This is a genomic window from Microbacterium sp. AC026, from assembly GCF_979258475.1.
Window position 1 is genome coordinate 745,349 of the sequence record NZ_OZ409857.1, and the last position, 18,280, is coordinate 763,628.

General features: G+C 67.9%; 16 protein-coding genes. 5 read left to right on the forward strand and 11 right to left on the reverse strand.

From position 1 onward, the window contains the following. Positions 1 to 2 precede the first annotated feature (2 nt). Positions 3 to 902 (forward strand): HhH-GPD family protein, encoded by a 900-nt coding sequence (locus ACZZ93_RS03920; RefSeq protein WP_320488039.1) that lies wholly within the window; start codon positions 3 to 5, stop codon positions 900 to 902. 9 nt (positions 903 to 911) lie between these two features. Here ACZZ93_RS03920 and ACZZ93_RS03925 read toward each other — a convergent pair whose 3' ends face one another. The 6 genes from ACZZ93_RS03925 to nusA all read right to left on the reverse strand — a co-directional run bounded on the left by ACZZ93_RS03925 (position 912) and on the right by nusA (position 7,880). After that, positions 912 to 1,973 (reverse strand): helix-turn-helix transcriptional regulator, encoded by a 1,062-nt coding sequence (locus ACZZ93_RS03925; protein WP_463510503.1) that lies wholly within the window; start codon positions 1,971 to 1,973, stop codon positions 912 to 914. After that, positions 1,970 to 3,109 (reverse strand): hypothetical protein, encoded by a 1,140-nt coding sequence (locus ACZZ93_RS03930; RefSeq protein WP_463510504.1) that lies wholly within the window; start codon positions 3,107 to 3,109, stop codon positions 1,970 to 1,972. The genes ACZZ93_RS03925 and ACZZ93_RS03930 overlap by 4 nt, the downstream gene beginning before the upstream one ends. 64 nt (positions 3,110 to 3,173) lie before the next feature. After that, the gene (rbfA, locus tag ACZZ93_RS03935; RefSeq protein WP_053095788.1) at positions 3,174 to 3,608 is read right to left on the reverse strand and encodes a 30S ribosome-binding factor RbfA; all 435 of its coding nucleotides are present in this window, start codon (positions 3,606 to 3,608) and stop codon (positions 3,174 to 3,176) included. Between the two features lie 71 nt (positions 3,609 to 3,679). Further along, positions 3,680 to 6,487 carry a translation initiation factor IF-2 gene (gene infB / locus ACZZ93_RS03940; RefSeq protein WP_230100588.1) on the reverse strand — a complete coding sequence of 936 codons (2,808 nt, stop codon included), beginning with the start codon at positions 6,485 to 6,487 and terminating at the stop codon, positions 3,680 to 3,682. A 95-nt stretch (positions 6,488 to 6,582) separates the two neighbouring features. Further along, positions 6,583 to 6,837, reverse strand: coding sequence for a YlxR family protein (locus tag ACZZ93_RS03945; protein WP_072591126.1), 255 nt, complete (start codon positions 6,835 to 6,837; stop codon positions 6,583 to 6,585). A gap of 59 nt (positions 6,838 to 6,896) precedes the next feature. Beyond that, complete coding sequence (gene nusA / locus ACZZ93_RS03950) at positions 6,897 to 7,880, reverse strand: transcription termination factor NusA (RefSeq protein WP_053095786.1); 984 nt, start codon at positions 7,878 to 7,880, stop codon at positions 6,897 to 6,899. Positions 7,881 to 8,011: 131 nt separating this feature from the next. On the opposite strand from nusA, the gene ACZZ93_RS03955 reads away from it, so the two are divergent. After that, positions 8,012 to 9,367 (forward strand): flavin monoamine oxidase family protein, encoded by a 1,356-nt coding sequence (locus ACZZ93_RS03955; RefSeq protein WP_072592263.1) that lies wholly within the window; start codon positions 8,012 to 8,014, stop codon positions 9,365 to 9,367. Here the strand turns inward: ACZZ93_RS03955 and ACZZ93_RS03960 are convergent. Further along, a complete protein-coding gene (locus ACZZ93_RS03960) occupies positions 9,336 to 10,376 on the reverse strand; it encodes an LOG family protein (RefSeq protein ID WP_053095785.1) in 1,041 nt (346 codons plus the stop codon). The two genes, ACZZ93_RS03955 and ACZZ93_RS03960, sit on opposite strands and share 32 nt — an antisense overlap. Positions 10,377 to 10,500: 124 nt before the next feature. Between ACZZ93_RS03960 and ACZZ93_RS03965 the strand changes: the two genes are divergently transcribed. Further along, the gene (locus tag ACZZ93_RS03965; RefSeq protein ID WP_053095784.1) at positions 10,501 to 11,004 is read left to right on the forward strand and encodes a pyridoxamine 5'-phosphate oxidase family protein; all 504 of its coding nucleotides are present in this window, start codon (positions 10,501 to 10,503) and stop codon (positions 11,002 to 11,004) included. Between the two features lie 66 nt (positions 11,005 to 11,070). Here ACZZ93_RS03965 and ACZZ93_RS03970 read toward each other — a convergent pair whose 3' ends face one another. Both ACZZ93_RS03970 and ACZZ93_RS03975 read right to left on the reverse strand, forming a co-directional pair. Continuing rightward, positions 11,071 to 12,828 carry a proline--tRNA ligase gene (locus ACZZ93_RS03970; RefSeq protein ID WP_056278438.1) on the reverse strand — a complete coding sequence of 586 codons (1,758 nt, stop codon included), beginning with the start codon at positions 12,826 to 12,828 and terminating at the stop codon, positions 11,071 to 11,073. Positions 12,829 to 12,870: 42 nt separating this feature from the next. Further along, a complete protein-coding gene (locus tag ACZZ93_RS03975; protein WP_053095782.1) occupies positions 12,871 to 13,641 on the reverse strand; it encodes an isocitrate lyase/PEP mutase family protein in 771 nt (256 codons plus the stop codon). A gap of 163 nt (positions 13,642 to 13,804) precedes the next feature. Here ACZZ93_RS03975 and ACZZ93_RS03980 point away from each other — a divergent pair, with 163 nt between their 5' ends. Further along, positions 13,805 to 15,220, forward strand: coding sequence for an RNB domain-containing ribonuclease (locus ACZZ93_RS03980; protein ID WP_463510505.1), 1,416 nt, complete (start codon positions 13,805 to 13,807; stop codon positions 15,218 to 15,220). Between the two features lie 40 nt (positions 15,221 to 15,260). Next, positions 15,261 to 15,953 (forward strand): nucleotidyltransferase domain-containing protein, encoded by a 693-nt coding sequence (locus ACZZ93_RS03985; protein ID WP_463510506.1) that lies wholly within the window; start codon positions 15,261 to 15,263, stop codon positions 15,951 to 15,953. 7 nt (positions 15,954 to 15,960) lie between these two features. On the opposite strand, the gene ACZZ93_RS03990 is transcribed toward ACZZ93_RS03985, so the two are convergent. Continuing rightward, positions 15,961 to 16,542 (reverse strand): hypothetical protein, encoded by a 582-nt coding sequence (locus ACZZ93_RS03990; RefSeq protein ID WP_463510507.1) that lies wholly within the window; start codon positions 16,540 to 16,542, stop codon positions 15,961 to 15,963. 368 nt (positions 16,543 to 16,910) lie between these two features. Further along, on the reverse strand, positions 16,911 to 18,062 hold the full coding sequence (gene ispG / locus ACZZ93_RS03995; protein WP_187249498.1) for a flavodoxin-dependent (E)-4-hydroxy-3-methylbut-2-enyl-diphosphate synthase: 1,152 nt from the start codon (positions 18,060 to 18,062) through the stop codon (positions 16,911 to 16,913). Between the last annotated feature and the right edge of the window lie 218 nt (positions 18,063 to 18,280).

Consider the following 18,280-nt stretch of genomic DNA (forward strand, 5'->3'; position numbering starts at 1 on the left):
AGGTGCCTTCGACTTCGCATCCACCCGCCGAGGTGTCCGAGCCTCTCGCGGACTGGTACCGGGGTGCCGCACGCGACCTGCCGTGGCGGCGCACGGAATTCCGCGAGGATTTCGGCGCGTGGGGAACGCTGGTCAGCGAGTTCATGCTGCAGCAGACGCCCGTGAACCGAGTGATACCGCACCTCGAGGCGTGGCTCGCCCGGTGGCCGACGCCCGCGGCCATGGCCGCCGCTTCACCCGCCGAGGTCGTGCAGCAGTGGGCCAACCTCGGCTACCCGCGCCGCGCACTCTGGCTGCATCGCGCGGCCATCGAGATCTCTGAGCGACACGGCGGCGTCGTCCCCAACGACATCGATGCCCTCCTCAAGCTCTCGGGCATCGGCGACTACACGGCCAGGGCTGTCGCTGTCTTCGCCTACGGCGACCGGCACCCCGTCGTCGACACGAACACTCGACGTGTGATGGCGCGCGCCATCCTCGGCCGAGCACAGCCGGGACCGCCCTCGCGTCGCGACCTGGCGCTGATGGACTCGCTGCTGCCCGCCGATGTCGCAGAGTCCGCCGTGTTCAATGCGGCCGCGATGGAGCTGGGCGCGACGGTGTGCACGGCACGCTCGCCTCGCTGCGACGTCTGCCCGCTGAGCGACACATGCGCGTGGCTGGCCGCAGGGCGACCCGAGACCGGTGACACCCGCAGACGCCAAGCCGCCTTCGAGGGTTCTGACCGCCAGGCACGAGGAGCCGTGCTCCGGGTGCTGCGAACCGCCGCGCCCACCCCGGTGCTGATCGACTCCGTGCTGGCCGACTGGCCCGATCCGCTTCAGCGCGACCGTGCGATCGACTCGCTCATCGCCGACGGCCTCGCCGAGGCCGATGGCGAACTGCTGTCGCTTCCCCGCTGAGTCCGCCCGTCAGACGAACTGCCCGATGCGGTGAGCGAGCACCGTGAGCTCGACTCGGGTCCTCACCTCGAGCTTCACGAAGACCCGACCGAGGTGCACCTCCACGGTGCGCACCGAAACGTGGAGCGCATCCGCGATGTCGCGGTTAGAAGCTCCGCCGACCGCCAGCATCGCCACCTCGAACTCTCGAGCGGTGAGCATCGACTCCCACACTCGCCGGCACGAGGAGAGCGGGTCACCGCTGGCGGCAGCTCCGTCGGAGGCCCCCACCTGCTCCAGACGCACCGAGACCGCTCTCGCCCATGCCGTCGCACCGGAGACCTCGAGCAGGTTCCGTGCCATCGAGAGGTGCTCCCGTCCGAGACCCACGTCTCCCTTGATCAGCGACCTCGTGCCGATCATCGCCTCGACCCGTCCGCGCGAGAAAGGCGAGGTCAAGGTCCGTGCGGCGGCGACCACGACCGGCCGCGCAAGGCGCCACTCGTCGTCCGAGCAGCTGGTGATCTGCACGCGCAGCCGTTGCGCCAGAGCGATCTCGGGCGGTTCGATCCGCTGCGGGCTCCATGATCCGCCATGCGTGACCACGATCGCCTCCTCCAGCCCCGGCACCGACAGGGTCGGCTGAGGAGCGCCGCGATCCCTCCAGAGCCGCATGCACGCCGCGGCTTCGGCCGAGTGTCCCGACAGGAATGATTCGATCCCCCTGTCCACCAGCTGATCGATGCGCAGAGGGGCCGGGAGGGCGGCGGTGAGAGCCTTGGCGAACGGCCCCAGATGTCCGAGAACCGCGAGATCGAGGCGTCGTGCGATCACGACGCCGAGCCCGGCGAAAGGCAGCGCCACAGGCAGCTCGACGGCCGCACGAAGCATCCGGTCGCGCGCGGCGCCGATGTCTCCACGCCACATCAGGAGCAGCACCTCGGCGACCGCGCGGTACGCCGCGACGAGTGGACTGAGCTCGAAGCCGGCCACGAACGGGTCGACCTCGACGCCGACCGGCGAGTCACCTGCGGCGAGCAGGCTCAGCCCCCGGTCGACGTCCCCGTCGACCGCCGCTTGCAGAGCCCTCAACAGGCCGCCGGTGAGGGCCCGGCCCCGCGAACGTCGTCCTTCTCGCGGTCGCCGATGACGAGCCAGGCCAGTGCGACGACCGGATCTCGGAGTTCGCGATCGGCTTCGACGCGCGCGCTCGCGTGACGGAGAGCGTCGAGCCACGAGCGCATCGTGCGACGGTCACCGCGTTCGGCGCACAACATCGCCGCGAAGGCAGCAGCTCGCGCCCAGGAGTACCAGTGCTCCGCGTCATCGCGATCCGGCCGGATCACGCTCATGTCGACCTCGGGAACTGACCCGCGCAGATGCGTCTCGGCGACGAGCAGCCCGCCGAGCCCCTGGAGCCGATAGAGCTCGTCGCCACCGGGGAAGAGACTTCCGAGCCGTCGCGCCGCCTCGACCGCGTGCCCGGCCGCGATGGCGGCGACACCGGCGACGAGGTTCGCCTCGTCCTGCTCGACCCCGCTCGAGTGGGCGGCGGCTTCTGCAGCGAGGTGGAAGGCGCGCTCGCTGAGTCCCGCCTCCGAATGCTCCCTGGCTATCCGTGTGAGCTCCCCGGCAGTCACCGGTTCGCCGTGCATCGCAGCTCGAGCGCTGTGCCAGTCGGCGTCCACCTGCTCGCCGCGTTCGTCGAAGAGTCGGTGGAGTCGCAGGTGCACTGCAGCAGCCGCGGAGGAGGGCGTCGTCGCTCGCAACCAGATCGCCAAGCGGGGGTCGGACAGACGGACGCGACCGGCATGGATGTCGAGGAGCGCTCCGAGAGGGCCCGTGGTGAGCTCCGCGGCAGAACGACCGGCGAAATCGACCAGCGGATCCAGCCTGTCGTCGAGGCGCATCGACACCGCGATGAGCACCTCACGGTCGCTGTCGTCCAGCTCCAGCTGGGCGAAAAGCGTCTCGACCGATGACACCATCGGCAACGGTGAGGGGAGCGCCCTGAGCCCCTGCCGTTGAGCCGCGTCAAGACGAGCTGCGACGGCCAGGATCGTGGGAGGGTCCTCCGACAGCTCGGCCGCGAGTCGCGCCGCGACATGCGGCGCGCAGCTCAGGTCGTGCTCGAGGAGTTCCTCGAGAATCGTCTCGACAGCTGCCGGTGCGACCGGAGCTGTCGTCTGCGCACGCGAAACGTCGATGCCGAACTCCCCAGTCCCCACGGGCGACCGCCCGTTAGGCCGAGGTTACCAAGACTGCTCACGCCCTCAGACGAGGGCGCGATATTCAGGCCTGCGTGTCGTCGTCTTCCTGGCGCAGGTACGGGTCTGCGTCACCGGCGTGCGAGGCGGAGGAGGCGAGCTTCGCCACGTCGGCATCGCGCTGCTGCGCCTCGCGAAGAAGCGCGGAGATGTGATCGGCGTTCTCGGGCAGCGCGTCGGGGATGAACTCGAGCGTCGGAACCAGGCGGGTGCTCAGCTGCTTCCCGACCTCGCTGCGGAGCATGCCGGTCGCGGAGGTCAGCGCCGCACCGCTGGAGAGGCGCTCCTCCTCGGTGCCCAGCACCGTGTAGAACACGGAGGCGTGCTGCAGGTCTCCGCTCACGCGGACGTCGGTGATGGTCACGAATCCGAGTCGCGGGTCGCGCAGACCCTTCTCCAGTCGCTCTGCGAGGATCACACGAATGCGATCGGCCAGACGTGCCTGTCGTTCACCAGCCATTGTTCTCTCCCTCTACGTACCCTTCGGGCGAGGGTGCATGACGCACCCTCGCCCGAAGATATCGAACTCGATCAGCTGCGAGGCTTCTCGACCAGCTCAGTGGTCTCGATCTCGTCGCCGATCTGGATGTCGTTGAACTTGCCGAGGCCGATACCGGCCTCGTAGTCCGTGCGAACCTCGGTGACGTCGTCCTTGAAGCGACGCAGCGACTCGATGGCGAGGCCATCGGCGATCACCACACCGTCGCGGATGACGCGAGCCTTGGCGTTTCGCGTGATCGTTCCCGAGCGCACGATGACACCGGCGATGTTGCCGAACTTCGAGGAGCGGAACACCTCGCGGATCTCGGCGACACCCGACTGGACCTCTTCGTACTCCGGCTTGAGCATGCCCTTGAGCGAGCTCTCGATCTCGTCGATCGCGTTGTAGATCACCGAGTAGAACCGGATGTCCACACCTTCACGCTGTGCACGCTCGCGCGCCTTCGTGTCGGGACGGACGTTGAAGCCCACGATGATCGCGTTGTCGATCGTCGCGAGGTTGACGTCGGACTCCGTGATCGCACCGACACCGCGGTGGATGATGCGGAGCTGCACCGAGTCGTCGACCTCGATCTTGAGAAGCGACTCCTCGAGCGCCTCGACGGCACCGGAGACGTCACCCTTGATGATGAGGTTGAGCGACTCGACCTTGCCCTCTTCGAGAGCACGGGTGAAGTCCTCGAGCGAGATGCGCTTGCGGGCCTTCGCCAGCTGCGCGTTGCGCTCGACAGCTTCACGCTTCTCGGCGATCTGACGGGCCATGCGGTCTTCCTCAGTGACGATGAAGACGTCGCCGGCACGCGGCACGGAGTTCAGACCCTGCACCTGCACGGGACGCGACGGGTAGGCCTCGAGGACCTGCTCACCGTTCTCATCCGCCATCGCACGCACACGGCCGTAAGCCGTTCCGGCGACGATCGCGTCACCGACGCGCAGCGTTCCGGACTGGATGAGCACCGTGGCGACCGAACCGCGACCCTTGTCGAGCTTCGCCTCGATGGCGACACCGCGAGCGGCCTTGTTCGGGTTGGCGGTCAGGTCGAGGCCTGCATCGGCAGTGAGCAGCACCGCGTCCAGGAGCTCCTGGATTCCGGTGTTCGCACGGGCCGAGACATCGACGAACATGACGTCTCCGCCATACTCCTCTGCGACCAGGCCGTACTCGGTGAGCTGCTGGCGCACCTTGGCCGGGTTGGCGTCGGGCTTGTCGACCTTGTTGACCGCGACCACGATCGGCACGTTCGCCGCCTGGGCGTGGTTGAGCGCCTCGACCGTCTGCGGCATGATGCCGTCGTCGGCCGCGACCACGAGGATCGCGAGGTCGGTGACCTGCGCTCCACGAGCACGCATGGCCGTGAAGGCCTCGTGACCCGGGGTGTCGATGAAGGTGATGGCACGCTCGATGCCCTCGTGCTCCGTCCACACCTGGTACGCACCGATGTGCTGGGTGATGCCGCCGGCTTCACCCTCGATGACGTTGGTCTGACGGATGGCGTCGAGAAGGCGCGTCTTACCGTGGTCGACGTGACCCATGACGGTGACCACCGGAGGACGGATCTCGAGGTCGTCCTCGCTCTCCTCCTCGAGCTCCTGCTCGAGGTTGAGACCGAAGCCCTCGAGGAGCTCCTTGTCCTCGTCCTCGGGCGAGACCATCTGGATCTTGTATCCGAGCTCCGCACCCAGGACCTCGAACGTCGCCTCATCCAGCGACTCGGTGGCCGTGGCCATCTCGCCGAGGTTGAAGAGGATCGTCACGAGGGTTCCGGGCTGGACCGTGTAGCCGGTCAGCGTCTCGATCTTGTCGGCGAAGTCCGAGATCGACGCGCCGCGGCGCATACGGATGATCTCCCCGTTACCGCGGGTGACGTTGACGCCACCGACGACCGGGGCGCTCCGCATCTCGAATTCCTGCCGCTTCGCCCGCCGCGACTTGCGCTGCTTGCTCTTGCCGCCGCCCTTGCCGAAGGCACCTGCGGTACCTCCACCGGGACCGCGACCGCGACCTCCACCGCCACCGGGACGACCTGCGAAGCCTCCACCGGGACGAGCGCCGGGACCTGCACCGGGTCCACCGGCACCGCCGGGACGACCGGGTCCACCCGGACGCTGCTGGAACGGTGCGCCACCGGGACGACCGCCCTGACCGCCGCGCGGGGCGCCGGGACGGGGGGAACCGGGACGAGGTGCACCCGGACGCGGCGCGCCGGGACGCGGAGCCTGCGGACGCGGGATGTTGCCCGGCGTCGGGCGCTGGCCCATCCCCTGCGCGGAGGCGAAGGGGTTGTTGCCGGGTCGCGGTCCGTTGGGCCGCTGACCCATGCCCTGAGCGGACGAGAACGGGTTGTTGCCCGGGCGCGGGGCGCCGGGCTTGGGTGCGCCGCCGTCAGCGGGCTTGGAAGCTGCGCTGTCTGCGGACTGGGGAGCTGCCGGCGTGGCGGCAGCCGGAGCGGCGGCCTCTGCCGGAGCTTCGGGTGCCGGAGCGGCAGCAGACGCCTCGGGCGCGGGCGCGGGCTTGGGCCCGGGCTTCGGTCCGGGTGTCGGTGCACCGGCACCGGGCTTGGCTGCACCGGGCTTGGCAGCACCGGGCTTGGCTGCACCGGGCTTGGCGGCACCGGGCTTGGCGGCACCGGGCTTCGCTGCGGCGGGAGCCGCATCCGCGGAGCCCTTCAGCGAGGCGTCCGACTCGATGGCAGCGCGAAGCTTGCGCGCCACCGGCGGTTCGATGGTCGAAGAGGGGCTCTTGACGAACTCTCCGAGTTCCTTGAGCTTTGCAAGTGCGATCTTGCTGTCGACGCCGAGTTCGGCGGCGATCTCGTGTACGCGTGGTTTACCAGCCACAATTCTCCTGTCTGGGGTCGGTCCACCCAGACAGGGCAGACCACTAGTCGCGGACGGGTCTCATTTCGAGCCGTTCACTTTGTTTCCATAGCCGTTCAGCCTTTGTTTCTTGGTGGGTGCTGTTCGATGATCCGCGTGTCCAGATCGCTGGAGACGCGCAGTGCTCTCCCGAAAGCCCGGCGCCGCAGAGCGGCATCCACGCATTCCGGTGTCGGATGGACCCACGCGCCTCGCCCTGGCAGAACGGCGCGCTCATCGAGGATGAGGATGTCGTTCTGGGACACCACTCTGAGAAGAGCGGCGCGGGGAGCACGCGTGCGACAGCCGACGCACGTTCGTACGGGTTCCATCTTACACCTGTGTTCCCGTCCGACTCGCGCGGCGGGCGCGAGTCGGACGTGGCGAGCGGTCAGTCCAGGACGCTGTCCGGCTGGATGTCGATCTTCGCTCCGGTGAGCTTGGCAGCCAGTCGGGCGTTCTGCCCCTCCTTGCCGATCGCGAGCGAGAGCTGATAGTCGGGCACGAGTGCACGCACGGCCCTGGTGTTCGCGTCGAGGATGAACGAGCTCGTGACCTTGGCGGGAGAGAGGGCGTTCGCGACGAACGCGGCGAGCTCCGGGTCGTGATCGACGATGTCGATCTTCTCGCCGGCCAGCTCCTCGGTGACGGCACGAACGCGTCGGCCCATCTCGCCGATGCAGGCGCCCTTCGCGTTGATCGCCGGGTCGTTCGCACGGACGGCGATCTTGGTGCGGTGGCCGGCCTCACGAGCCAGCGAGACGATCTCGACGAGACCTGCGGCGATCTCGGGCACCTCGAGCGCGAACAGCTTGCGGACGAGACCGGGGTGCGTGCGCGAGACGGTGATCTGCGGTCCCTTGAGACCCTTCGCGACGCTGGTCACGTAGACGCGGAGGCGCGACCCGTGGGTGTACTCCTCGCCCGGCACCTGCTCCTCCGGAGGAAGGATCGCCTCAACGGCTCCGAGATCGACGTGGATCATGCGGGGATTCGGTCCCTGCTGGATCACGCCGGCGACGATGTCGCCTTCCTTGTCCTTGAAGTCTCCCAGCACGACATCATCCGCGATGTCCCGCAGGCGCTGGCTGATGACCTGCTTGGCGGCGAAGGCCGCGATACGTCCGAAGTCATTCGGCGTCGCGTCCTCTTCGCCGATGATCGCGCCCTCTTCGTCCTTGACGACCTGCAGCACGGCGACGTGCCCGGTGCGACGATCGAGTTCGACGCGGACCCCCTCGGGGGTGGCGCCGTCGTCCGAGACGTGCTTGGAGTAGGCGGTCAGGATGGCCTGTTCGATGATCGAGACCAGCTCATCGAAGGGGATCGCCTTCTCCTTCTCGATCCCACGCAGCAGACTCAGTTCGATATCCATGACGACTCCCTATTCAGCTCTCGTCGCGCGGGTGTTCACGCGCGACATCCGTACCACGATACCCTGTGCCCACCGCCCGATGCCACGGAGGCGGCCGCACCGACGCGGTGCCGAGCGCGCAGGAGGACTCAGTGACGACGTACGACACCATCGTGATCGGGGCAGGGATGTCGGGTGTGACGGCGGCCCGCATGCTCGACGACGCCGGAGCCGACGTCATCGTCCTCGAGGCGAGGGATCGCGTCGGGGGCAGGATGCACACCGACCGCGCTGCGGGTTTTCCCGTCGATCGCGGTGCGTCGTGGGTCCACGGCATCGACGACTCCCCGCTGTGGGATCTTGTGCAGGCGCTCGGCATCCCCACCCTCGAGTACACCGTCGGCAGCTTCCAGGCCGGAGGCAGGCCGATCGAGAACTTCGACGGGGAGGGCAGGGCGATGGATCCTGCGAGCACTTCTCAGTGGGTCGCCGATGTCGAGCAAGCAGATCGACTGTTGGCAGAGGAGATCACCCGGTCCTCCCCCGGCGACACCTATCTGGATGTCACGGAGCGCGCGCTCGACCGCTCGGGCTTCGAGCCGGAGCGCATCGATGAGGTCCGCGAGTTCTTCCGTCATCGCGTCGAGGAGCAGTGCGGTGCATGGGTCGGGGACCTCGACGCGCACGGGCTCGACGAGGATGCGATCGACGGCGACGAGGTCATCTTCCCGCGCGGCTACGATGAGCTCCCGCGTCGGATCGCCGCCGGTCTCGACATCCGACTCGGTCACGTCGTCACCCGCATCGAGCGGACCGACCGGGGCGTCACCGTGTCGACCCGGAACGGAGAGTTCTCGGCCCGCAACGCGCTGGTGACCGTGCCGCTCGGCGTGCTCAAGGCGGAGTCGATCGAGTTCGCCCCTCCGCTGCCCGACGCTGTCGGCGGACCGATCGCGCGACTGGGCATGGGAGTGTTCAACAAGGTGTTCATCCAGTTCCCGGAACGCTTCTGGCGCGAGGACAGCTACGTTCTCCGGGCGCTCGGCGAGGCCGGTGAGCACTGGCACTCCTGGTACGACGTCTCGGCGGTCAGCGGGATCCCGACGTTGCTGACCTTCGCCGCCGGCCCGTTCGGCCGCCGGATGCAGGATCTGTCGGATGAGGAGGTCGTCGCGGACGTCGTGAGCGCCCTGCGGTTCCTCTACCCGGATGCCGTCGGCGACCCCACCGCGCACTGGATCACGCGATGGGGACAGGACGAGTTCTCGAACGGGTCGTACTCGCATCTCGCGGTCGGCTCGTCACACCACGACCACGACGAGCTCGCGGGGCCGGTCGACGCAGTGCTGCACTTCGCCGGTGAGGCGACATGGGGCGACGAGCCGGCGACCGTGGGGGCCGCGTACTACTCGGGGCACCGCGCCGCTGAGCGCATTCTCGGTCGGTCAATCGACCTGGCGGAATTCGCGGCAGGCATCACAGCGCGGGAGCGGACTCCAGCGAGTTGATCGCGCCGATCAGACGGAACAGGTTGCCGACCTGTCGCTGGTCGAGATGCAGGGAGAGACGAGGAAGGTGCAGCAGATCGTCGTCTGCGACCTCCGGCGACCGCGGAGCTGTCCGTTCGATCCGTCCGCTCGCCAGCATCCCGGCGAACCGGTCGTTGAGATCCTCGAGCTCTTCGTCCGTCGGCTCTCCACGCAGTCTCAGCACGAGCGAGTCCCCCACCCAGCGCAGCGAGTCGTAGTTGCGCCAGAACCCGGCGATCACGGCGGCTGCCGACTCGACGGAGTCGGTGATGACCACGCGATCGAAGTCACCCTCGGAGATCACCCCTGTCGGCGCCAGGTCCTCGTCGATGAATCGCTTGAGGCCGTTCCAGAACGTGCCTCCCGGCTCGTCGAGCAGCACGATCGGCGTCGGCTCGGCCTTTCCGGTCTGCTGGAGGGTCAGCAGCTCGAACATCTCGTCGAGGGTGCCGAATCCGCCAGGGAGACAGATGAAGCCGCTGGACTCCTTGATGAGCATGAGTTTGCGGGTGAAGAAGTACTTCATCGCCACCACATGCTCGCTCGCCGCGATCAGGCTGTTGGCCTTCTCCTCGAACGGCAGCCTGATCGACACGCCGAGCGAGAGCGCGGGGCCGGCACCTTCAGCGGCAGCCTGCATGATTCCCGGTCCTGCTCCGGTCACCACCATCCATCCGTCCGCCGCGAGAGCAGCCGCGACATCACGCGCCTGGACGTAGAGCGGATCGTCGTGGAGGGTACGCGCCGAGCCGAACACCGTGACCTTCGGCACCCCTTCGAACGGTGCGAACAAGCGGAAGGCGTCCCGCATCTCGGCGAGGGCGGCGGAGGCGATCTTGAGATCGAGGCGGTTCGTGCCGTCCTCCCCCAGCAGGACCGCTGTGCGCATCATGCGCATCACGAGTCTGCGATCGGTCTTGACCCCTGCTTCGTCGAGGACGTTGTTGATCTCGGCGCTCAGCGACGCCGTCAGCGGTTCGTCGGTCATGCCCTCAGCCTGTCATGTGAGCGCGTCGGGCGGGCCGCCGCAACGCCGCCCTCCGCCCTCACCACGCTCACGTCCCCGTGTCAACGCCCGTGCCAAGTCAGGTCTCCTGCGGGACAGTGGCTGCATGACAGAGATCACTGGACCGGAAGCACTGGCACGCGTCACCGAACTCGTCGAGGACATCGACTTCACGATGCTGACGACCACCGACGACGACGGCAACCTCGTGAGCAGGCCGATGTCGACCCGGCAGATGGACGACGCCGGCGACATCTGGTTCTTCACCGCCGAAGACACCGAGAAGGTCGAGGAGGCGCGCGCCCATCGACAGGTCGGCCTCTCGTACTGCGACGCGAAGGGCATGCGATACGTGTCGGTGGCCGGCAACGCGTCCGTGGTGCACGACCGCGCGAAGATGGAAGAGCTCTATTCGCCCTCGCTCGACATCTGGTTCGAGGACGGGCTGGACACTCCCGGCATCGCACTTCTCAAGGTGACGCCGACGGTGACCGAGTTCTGGGAGCCCTCCAAGGGCAAGATCGCGATGGCGGCCGGCGCGCTCAAGGCCCTCGTGACCAAGGACACGCCCGATGACGACATCATGAACCACGGCCGGATCGTCTGCTGACGTCCGCTCCGAACGACAGAATGCCGCGCACCCGGTGAGGTGCGCGGCATTTCACTGTCGTCGAGGTCAGCGCTGGGTCAGCTGATCGACGGCGTCGGCGACGGACACCGCGCTGCGATCCCCCGTGCGCCGGTCCCACAGCTCGACCTGACCGTCCGCGGCCCCTCGGCCGACGATGACGATCTGCGGAACGCCGACGAGCTCGGCGTCTCCGAACTTGACTCCGGGCGAGACCTTCGGGCGGTCGTCGTAGAGCACGTCGAGACCGGCGGACTCGAGCTGAGCGGAGAGCTCAGCTGCCACGTCGAAGGCCACCTGGTCACGACCGGCAGCCACGACCTGCACGTCGAAGGGCGCGACCGATGCCGGCCAGATGAGACCCTTCTCGTCGTTGTTCAACTCGGCGATGATCGCCAGGATGCGCGTCACGCCGATGCCGTACGACCCCATCGTGACCGTGACGAGCTTGCCGTTCTCGTTGAGCACCTTGAGTCCGAGCGCGTCCGCGTACTTGCGACCCAGCTGGAACACGTGACCGATCTCCATTCCGCGCGCGAGCTCGACCGGACCGGAGCCGTCAGGAGCCGGATCGCCCGCGCGGACGTCGGCGATCTCGACGATGCCGTCGGCGAAGAAGTCACGTCCGGCGACAACCGAATGCGCGTGCTTCTCGTCGAGGTTCGCACCGGTGATCCAGCTCGTGCCCTCGCTCACACGGGGGTCGACCAGGTAGCGGATGCCGGTAGCCGATTCCTCGCCGAGCACAGCTCCCGTGGGCGACCAGGGGCCGATGTAGCCCTTGACGAGCAGCGGATTCTTCTCGAAGTCGTCTGCCGTGGCGGTCTCGACCTCGGCGGGCGCGAACGCGACCTCGGCCCGCTTCTCGTCGACCTCGCGGTCGCCGGGGATGCCGACGACGACGAGTTCACGGGTGCCGTCGAGGTGCGTGAGCGCGAGCACGACGTTCTTGAGCGTGTCCGCAGCCGTGTAGTCGCCGTCGAGGTGCACGTTCGAGTGCGCGACGAGAGTCTCGATCGTGGGCGTGTTCGGCGAGTCGAAGATCACCGGTGCCGCATCCGCGTCGAACGCGATGGCGTCGGGAACGGCGGTCGTGAATGCCTCCACATTGGCGGCGTATCCGCCGGCGCTGCGGACGAACGTGTCCTCGCCGACGGGAGTCGGGTGCAGGAATTCCTCGCTCCGCGAACCGCCCATCGCTCCGGCATCCGCCTGGACGATGACGTACTCGAGACCCAGGCGCTGGAAGATGCGCTCGTAGGCATCGCGCTGAGCCTGGTAGCTGAGATCGAGACCCTCATCGGAGGAATCGAACGAATAGGCGTCCTTCATCGTGAACTCGCGTCCGCGAAGCAGTCCTGCCCGCGGACGCGCCTCATCGCGGTACTTGTCCTGGATCTGGTAGAGCGTGAGGGGAAGATCCTTGTACGACGAGTACAGGTCCTTCACGAGCAGCGTGAAGGCCTCTTCGTGCGTCGGGGCGAGCAGGTAGTCGCCGCCCTTGCGGTCCTGGAGACGGAACAGCAGGTCGCCGTACTCGTCCCAGCGTCCGGTCGCCTCATACGACTCGCGGGGCATGAGAGCCGGGAAGTGCACCTCCTGTGCGCCCGCCGCGGCCATCTCCTCGCGGACGACGGTCTCGATCTTGGCCTTCACGCGGAGACCCAGCGGGAGCCACGCGAAGATACCGGCAGCCTGCGGCCGGATGTACCCGGCGCGGATCAGCAGCTTGTGGCTCGCGACCTCTGCGCCTGCAGGGTCTTCACGGAGCGTGCGGAGGAAGAATTTCGAAAGACGAGTGACCACCGGGCAAGTCTACTGACCGGTGGTCGCTCGTTTCGCGATGCGTCAGTTGAGCGCGGGCAGGCCGTTCGGGATCACGCCGCCCGCGTAGAGGCTTGCCGCAAGATCCTGGACCGCGGTCAGGGCGACCCGCTGAGGGAGCGGGCCGTAGGAAATGCGGGCCACACCGAGCTTCTCGTACTCCGAGGCGGCGAGGGTGCCGGGGAGCCCGATGACGCTGAGCTTGCCCTCGCCGAGCCCCTCCACGAGCTGACGCGTGATGTTGGCGTCGAGCATGCCCGGAACGAAGACAGCCGTGGCGCCGGCGTCAAGGAACGCCCGGCCGCGCTGGATCGCATCGGCGATGCTCTCGGCGACAGGACGGTGGCCGGCGCGCACGAAAGCGTCGGTACGAGCGTTCAGAGCGAACGGAACACCCTCGGCCTCGGCGGCCTTGACGATGGCCTCGACGGCCGCGACCGACTCGTCGAACGGCTTCAGACGGTCTTCGACGTTGGCACCCACCACGCCGGCGCCGATCGCGAGTCGCGTGGTCTCTCCTGCGTCGCCGTATCCGTCGTCGAGGTCGGCGGTCACCGGAACGGAGACGGATGCGGCGATGCGGCCGACCATGTCGATCATGATGTCGCGTGTGATGGTGCCGTCCTCGAAGCCGAACGAGGCGGCGATGCCGTGTCCGGCCGTCGCGATCGCCTTCGTCTCGGGAAGCTTGGCGACGGCGCGGGCGGACACGACGTCCCACACGTTCACGACGCGGAGGATCTCCGGAGCTTCGTAGAGTCCGATCAGGGTCTGGGCTTTCGCAGCAGTGGTCATGCCCCCACGCTAACGCCCAGTATTCCGGTCAGGGCCGGACGGACACGCGAATCTCAGGTTCCGGGTGGTGCGCATCGCTGCGGCTGACGGCTCGGCCACTCGGCTCCCGCGGTGCTGCCCCGACGGCACCGGCTCGCGAAAGCGAAGGATCTAGTGTGGGGTCATGCCTCAGCGCCGATCCCACGTTGCTCCGTCAGCCGCGCAGACCGAGCTCGCCGTCGCGCTCGCCACCCTTCGGGAATCTCTGGGCGCCCCCACGGACTTCCCTGCGGCGGTCCTGGCGGAGGCTGCAGCCTCGGACGCTGCGACCCCAGAGCTCGATCTGCGCGACATCCCGTTCGCCACCCTGGATCCGCTCGGGTCGCGCGACCTCGACCAGGCCTTCCACCTCGAGCGCCGGGAATCCGGCTACACCGTCCGCTACGCGATCGCCGATGTACCCGCTTTCGTGCGACCGGGCGGGGCTGTCGACGCGGAAGCCCGCCGGCGAGGTCAGACCCTGTATGCAGCGGACGGCACGATCCCGTTGCATCCGAAGGTGTTGAGCGAGGATCGTGCGTCACTGCTGGCCGATGTGGATCGCCCCGCGCTCGTCTGGACCTTCGCGTTGGATTCCGCGGGAGTCGTCGAGGAGTTTCGGCTCGAACGAGCGCTGATCCGCTCGCGCGCGCAGCTCGACTACGCCAGCACGCAGGCGGCACTCGATCAGGGCGAGGCGGGTCCCGCCGAGCTCCTGCCGGAGATCGGCGCGCTCCGCATCGCGCAGGAGAAGCTGCGGGGCGGTGCGAGCCTGAACCTGCCGGACGAAGAGGTCGTGCGGGGCGTCGACGGAACCTTCGCCATCGAACGCCGGCATCCGCTTCCTGTCGAGGAATGGAATGCTCAGCTGTCGCTCATGACGGGCATGGCAGCCGCGTCGCTCATGATCGACGCAGGCATCGGGATCCTGCGGACGATGCCCCAGCCCGACGAGAAGTCGTTCGAGGCGTTCCGCCACCAGACCGAGGCCCTCGGCCGGCCGTGGACGACCGGCAGGTATGGTGACTACCTCCGCGAGCTGGACCGCGAAGACCCCATGACCCTCCCGATCCTCGAAGCTGCGGCGTCCCTGTTCCGCGGAGCGGGGTATGTGACCTTCGACGGCCCGGTACCGCCCGACACGGAACAGGCGGCGATCGCCGCCCCCTACGCTCATGCCACCGCACCATTGCGGCGTCTCGTCGACCGCTGGTCGCTCACTATCTGCCTCGCCGCATCCGAGGGTCGCGAGGTTCCGGGCTGGGTGCGCGAGTCCCTCGCCGAGCTTCCTGCACTGATGCAGGAGTCCGGCCAGCGTGCCTCCCGACTCGATTCCGCGACGATCAACTGCGTCGAGGCTGCGCTGATGACACCGCTGGTCGGCGCATCCGTCGACGCGACCGTCATCGAGATGCGCGGTGAGCGCGCGACCGTCCAGATCACCGATCCCGCCGTGACGGCCTCCGCCCCTGTGCCGCCCGACACCGTCCCCGGCGCGATCGTGCGCCTCCGTGTCGAGCGGGTGGACGTCACCCGAGGTGAGATCGAGTTCGCCGTCTGACTCTCTCGGAACACACGCGGAGGGACGTTACGCTGGCGGCGTGGACCACCTCGCCATCGCTGAACGATTCGTCGTCGCTCACTATCCCGAGGCAGACGTCGCGGTAGTTGCGGGGAGCACCGCGCGCGGAGAGCGGACACCGTCGAGTGACATCGATCTGCTGCTTCTCGGCGACCGCCTCTTCGCGGTCGAGGAGCAGACGAGTGAGGCCTCGACGCACGAGTTCGAGGGCGAGATCTTCGAGGTCTTCGCATACACCCCGGCGGGATTCGACGAGTGGGCCGACCGCGGCGTCGCACAGCATCGACCGGTGACGGTGCACATGCTCGTCGAAGGCATCGCGATCCGAGACGACGGTCGCCTCTCCGCGCTGCGCGCTCGATGGCGGAGCGTGCTCGACGACGGCCCCTCCCTGAGCGCGAAGGAGTCCGCCTTTCGCCGATACGTCATCACCGATGTGCTCGACGATCTCAGGGATGCGACGGATGCGCTGGAGCAGCAGGTCGAGGCCGCCATCCTGTTCGAGAGGATCGCGGAGCTCATACTGTTGAGCGAAGGACGCTGGACGGCGACGGGCAAGTGGCTTCCGCGACGGCTTCGGAGCCTCAGTCGCGAGCGTGCCGACCTCCTGAGCACCCCTCTGCTCGCGCGGGACTACGCCGCCTTCGCCGCCCGGGTCGAGGACGAGCTCATCCGCGCGGGCGGCCGGGTGCAGAGCGGCTTCGTGCGCTGAGCGGGGCTCAGGATGCAGGCACGGCCCGCGTCGTCATGACCAGCAGCTGCGGATCGGTCAGGTCGAGTGTCACTGAGATCGAGACGAACTCGGCGAGGGACGCCACGTGCGTGCCGCCGCAGAGGATCTCGGCCGTGCCCTCCGGCAGGTCGCAGTGCCAAGTACGGCGGTCCACGATCGTCGGGCCTTCGGTCACCACCCTGCTCGATGCGCCGGAGGCCACCCATTCGGCCAGCTGAGCGTTGATCGCCGCCTCGCGCTCAGCGAGCGTCGTCGCGAAGGTCTCCGTGTCGAAGCCTGCCCGGCGCAGGCTCTTTCCCAGTCGGTATTCGTCCACAGCACCGTCGACGTGGATGCGGCTGGACTGATTGGCCTTCCCCTCGAAGTTCGGGTTGCCCAGAGCATCCTCGCCCGGGTCCTTCCGCCAGAGGTCGGCGAGAGCCAGGTCGAGCGCCAACGACGCGAGGTGGCAGGCCGTATGTCCGCGGCTGAGACCAGCCCGCCGGGACGAATCGACCGACAGCTCGACACGTGCGCCCTCGACCAGCCAGGACGGGGCCTCCCCTCCAGCGGATGACCGACGAGCCATGTCCATCCCTCGGCGCCGCGCTTCACCGGGATGTCGGATGCTACGGCGAACTCGCCCTCGTCGGAGACCGCTGCCATCACAGCCTCGGAGACGCGGACACTCGAACCGTCCTGCGCGATCTCGCCGCCGTCTCCCGGCTGATCGGGCCAGGTGTGGTCGACGGGGTGGAAGGGCGTCGCGTCGACGACGACGACGACACCTGCGGGAGTCGACTCGACCCGCGCGACGGTGCTCGAACCCGAGACGTCGCCACCGGCGAAGGACACGACAGTTGACGAGGACATGGAGCTCCTTGAGGTGTGCTGGATGGTCGCCGTCCCCCGCCGACAGGACCCGCTTTCGAGTCCGAGCGAGGGAACGCTCCGCGGTCAGACCGTGACGACCTGCGCGGTGCCGAGTGGCGCTTCCGGCCCCATGTCGGCCGCGATGCGGTTCGCCTCTTCGATGAGCGTCGCGACGATGTCGGCCTCCGGCACGGTCTTGATGACCTCGCCCTTGACGAAGATCTGTCCCTTGCCGTTGCCCGAGGCGACCCCGAGGTCAGCTTCGCGCGCCTCGCCGGGACCGTTCACGACGCATCCCATGACGGCGACGCGCAACGGCACCGTCATGTCTTTGAGACCCTCGGTCACGTTCTCGGCGAGCGTGTACACGTCGACCTGTGCGCGCCCGCACGAGGGGCACGAGACGATCTCGAGCTTGCGCTCTCGCAGGTTCAGCGACTGCAGGATCTGGTGACCGACCTTGACCTCCTCGGCCGGCGGTGCGGACAGTGAGACGCGGATGGTGTCTCCGATGCCCTCACCGAGCAGGATGCCGAACGCCGTGGCGCTCTTGATCGTGCCCTGGAACGCCGGACCGGCCTCAGTCACACCGAGGTGCAGCGGCCAGTCGCCCCGCTCGGCGAGCAGGCGGTAGGCCTTCACCATGACGATCGGGTCGTTGTGCTTGACCGAGATCTTGAAATCGTGGAAGTCGTGCTCCTCGAACAGCGACGCCTCCCAGACGGCACTCTCGACGAGGGCCTCAGCCGTCGCCTTGCCGTACTTGGTGAGGATGCGCCGGTCGAGCGACCCGGCATTGACACCGATCCGCAGAGAGACACCCGCGGCCTTGGCCGCCTCCGCGATCTTGCCGACGTTGCCGTCGAACTCCCGGATGTTCCCGGGGTTCACACGCACGGCGCCGCATCCCGCATCGATGGCGGTGTAGATGTAGCGCGGCTGGAAGTGGATGTCGGCGATCACCGGGATCTGGCTCTTCATGGCGATGATCTTCAACGCGTCGGCGTCGTCCTGATGAGGGACGGCCACACGGACGATCTCGCATCCGGACGCGGTCAGCTCGGCGATCTGCTGGAGCGTCGCGTTGATGTCCGTCGTCTTCGTCGTCGTCATGGACTGCACGGTGACGGGAGCGTCACCACCCACGAGCACCTTGCCCACCTTGATCTGGCGAGACTTGCGGCGCGGGGCGAGGACTTCGGGGATCTTCGGCATCCCAAGATTCACTGCTGGCACAACCCCCAGCCTACGCCGCCTGAATGCACACAGGCTGGATGTCGCCCGGCTCGGATGCGCGTCATACGACCGGGAACGCGGCGTTCGGTGTGATAGTTTTCAGCCCATGCTCGCGAACTTCACCTGGTGGCCCGCCTCTTAGGCGGTGTGTTCGCGTTCCCACGAATCCAGACCGCCTCCGGGGCGGTCTTTTCGTTGAGCCGAGCCGGAGCCACGCA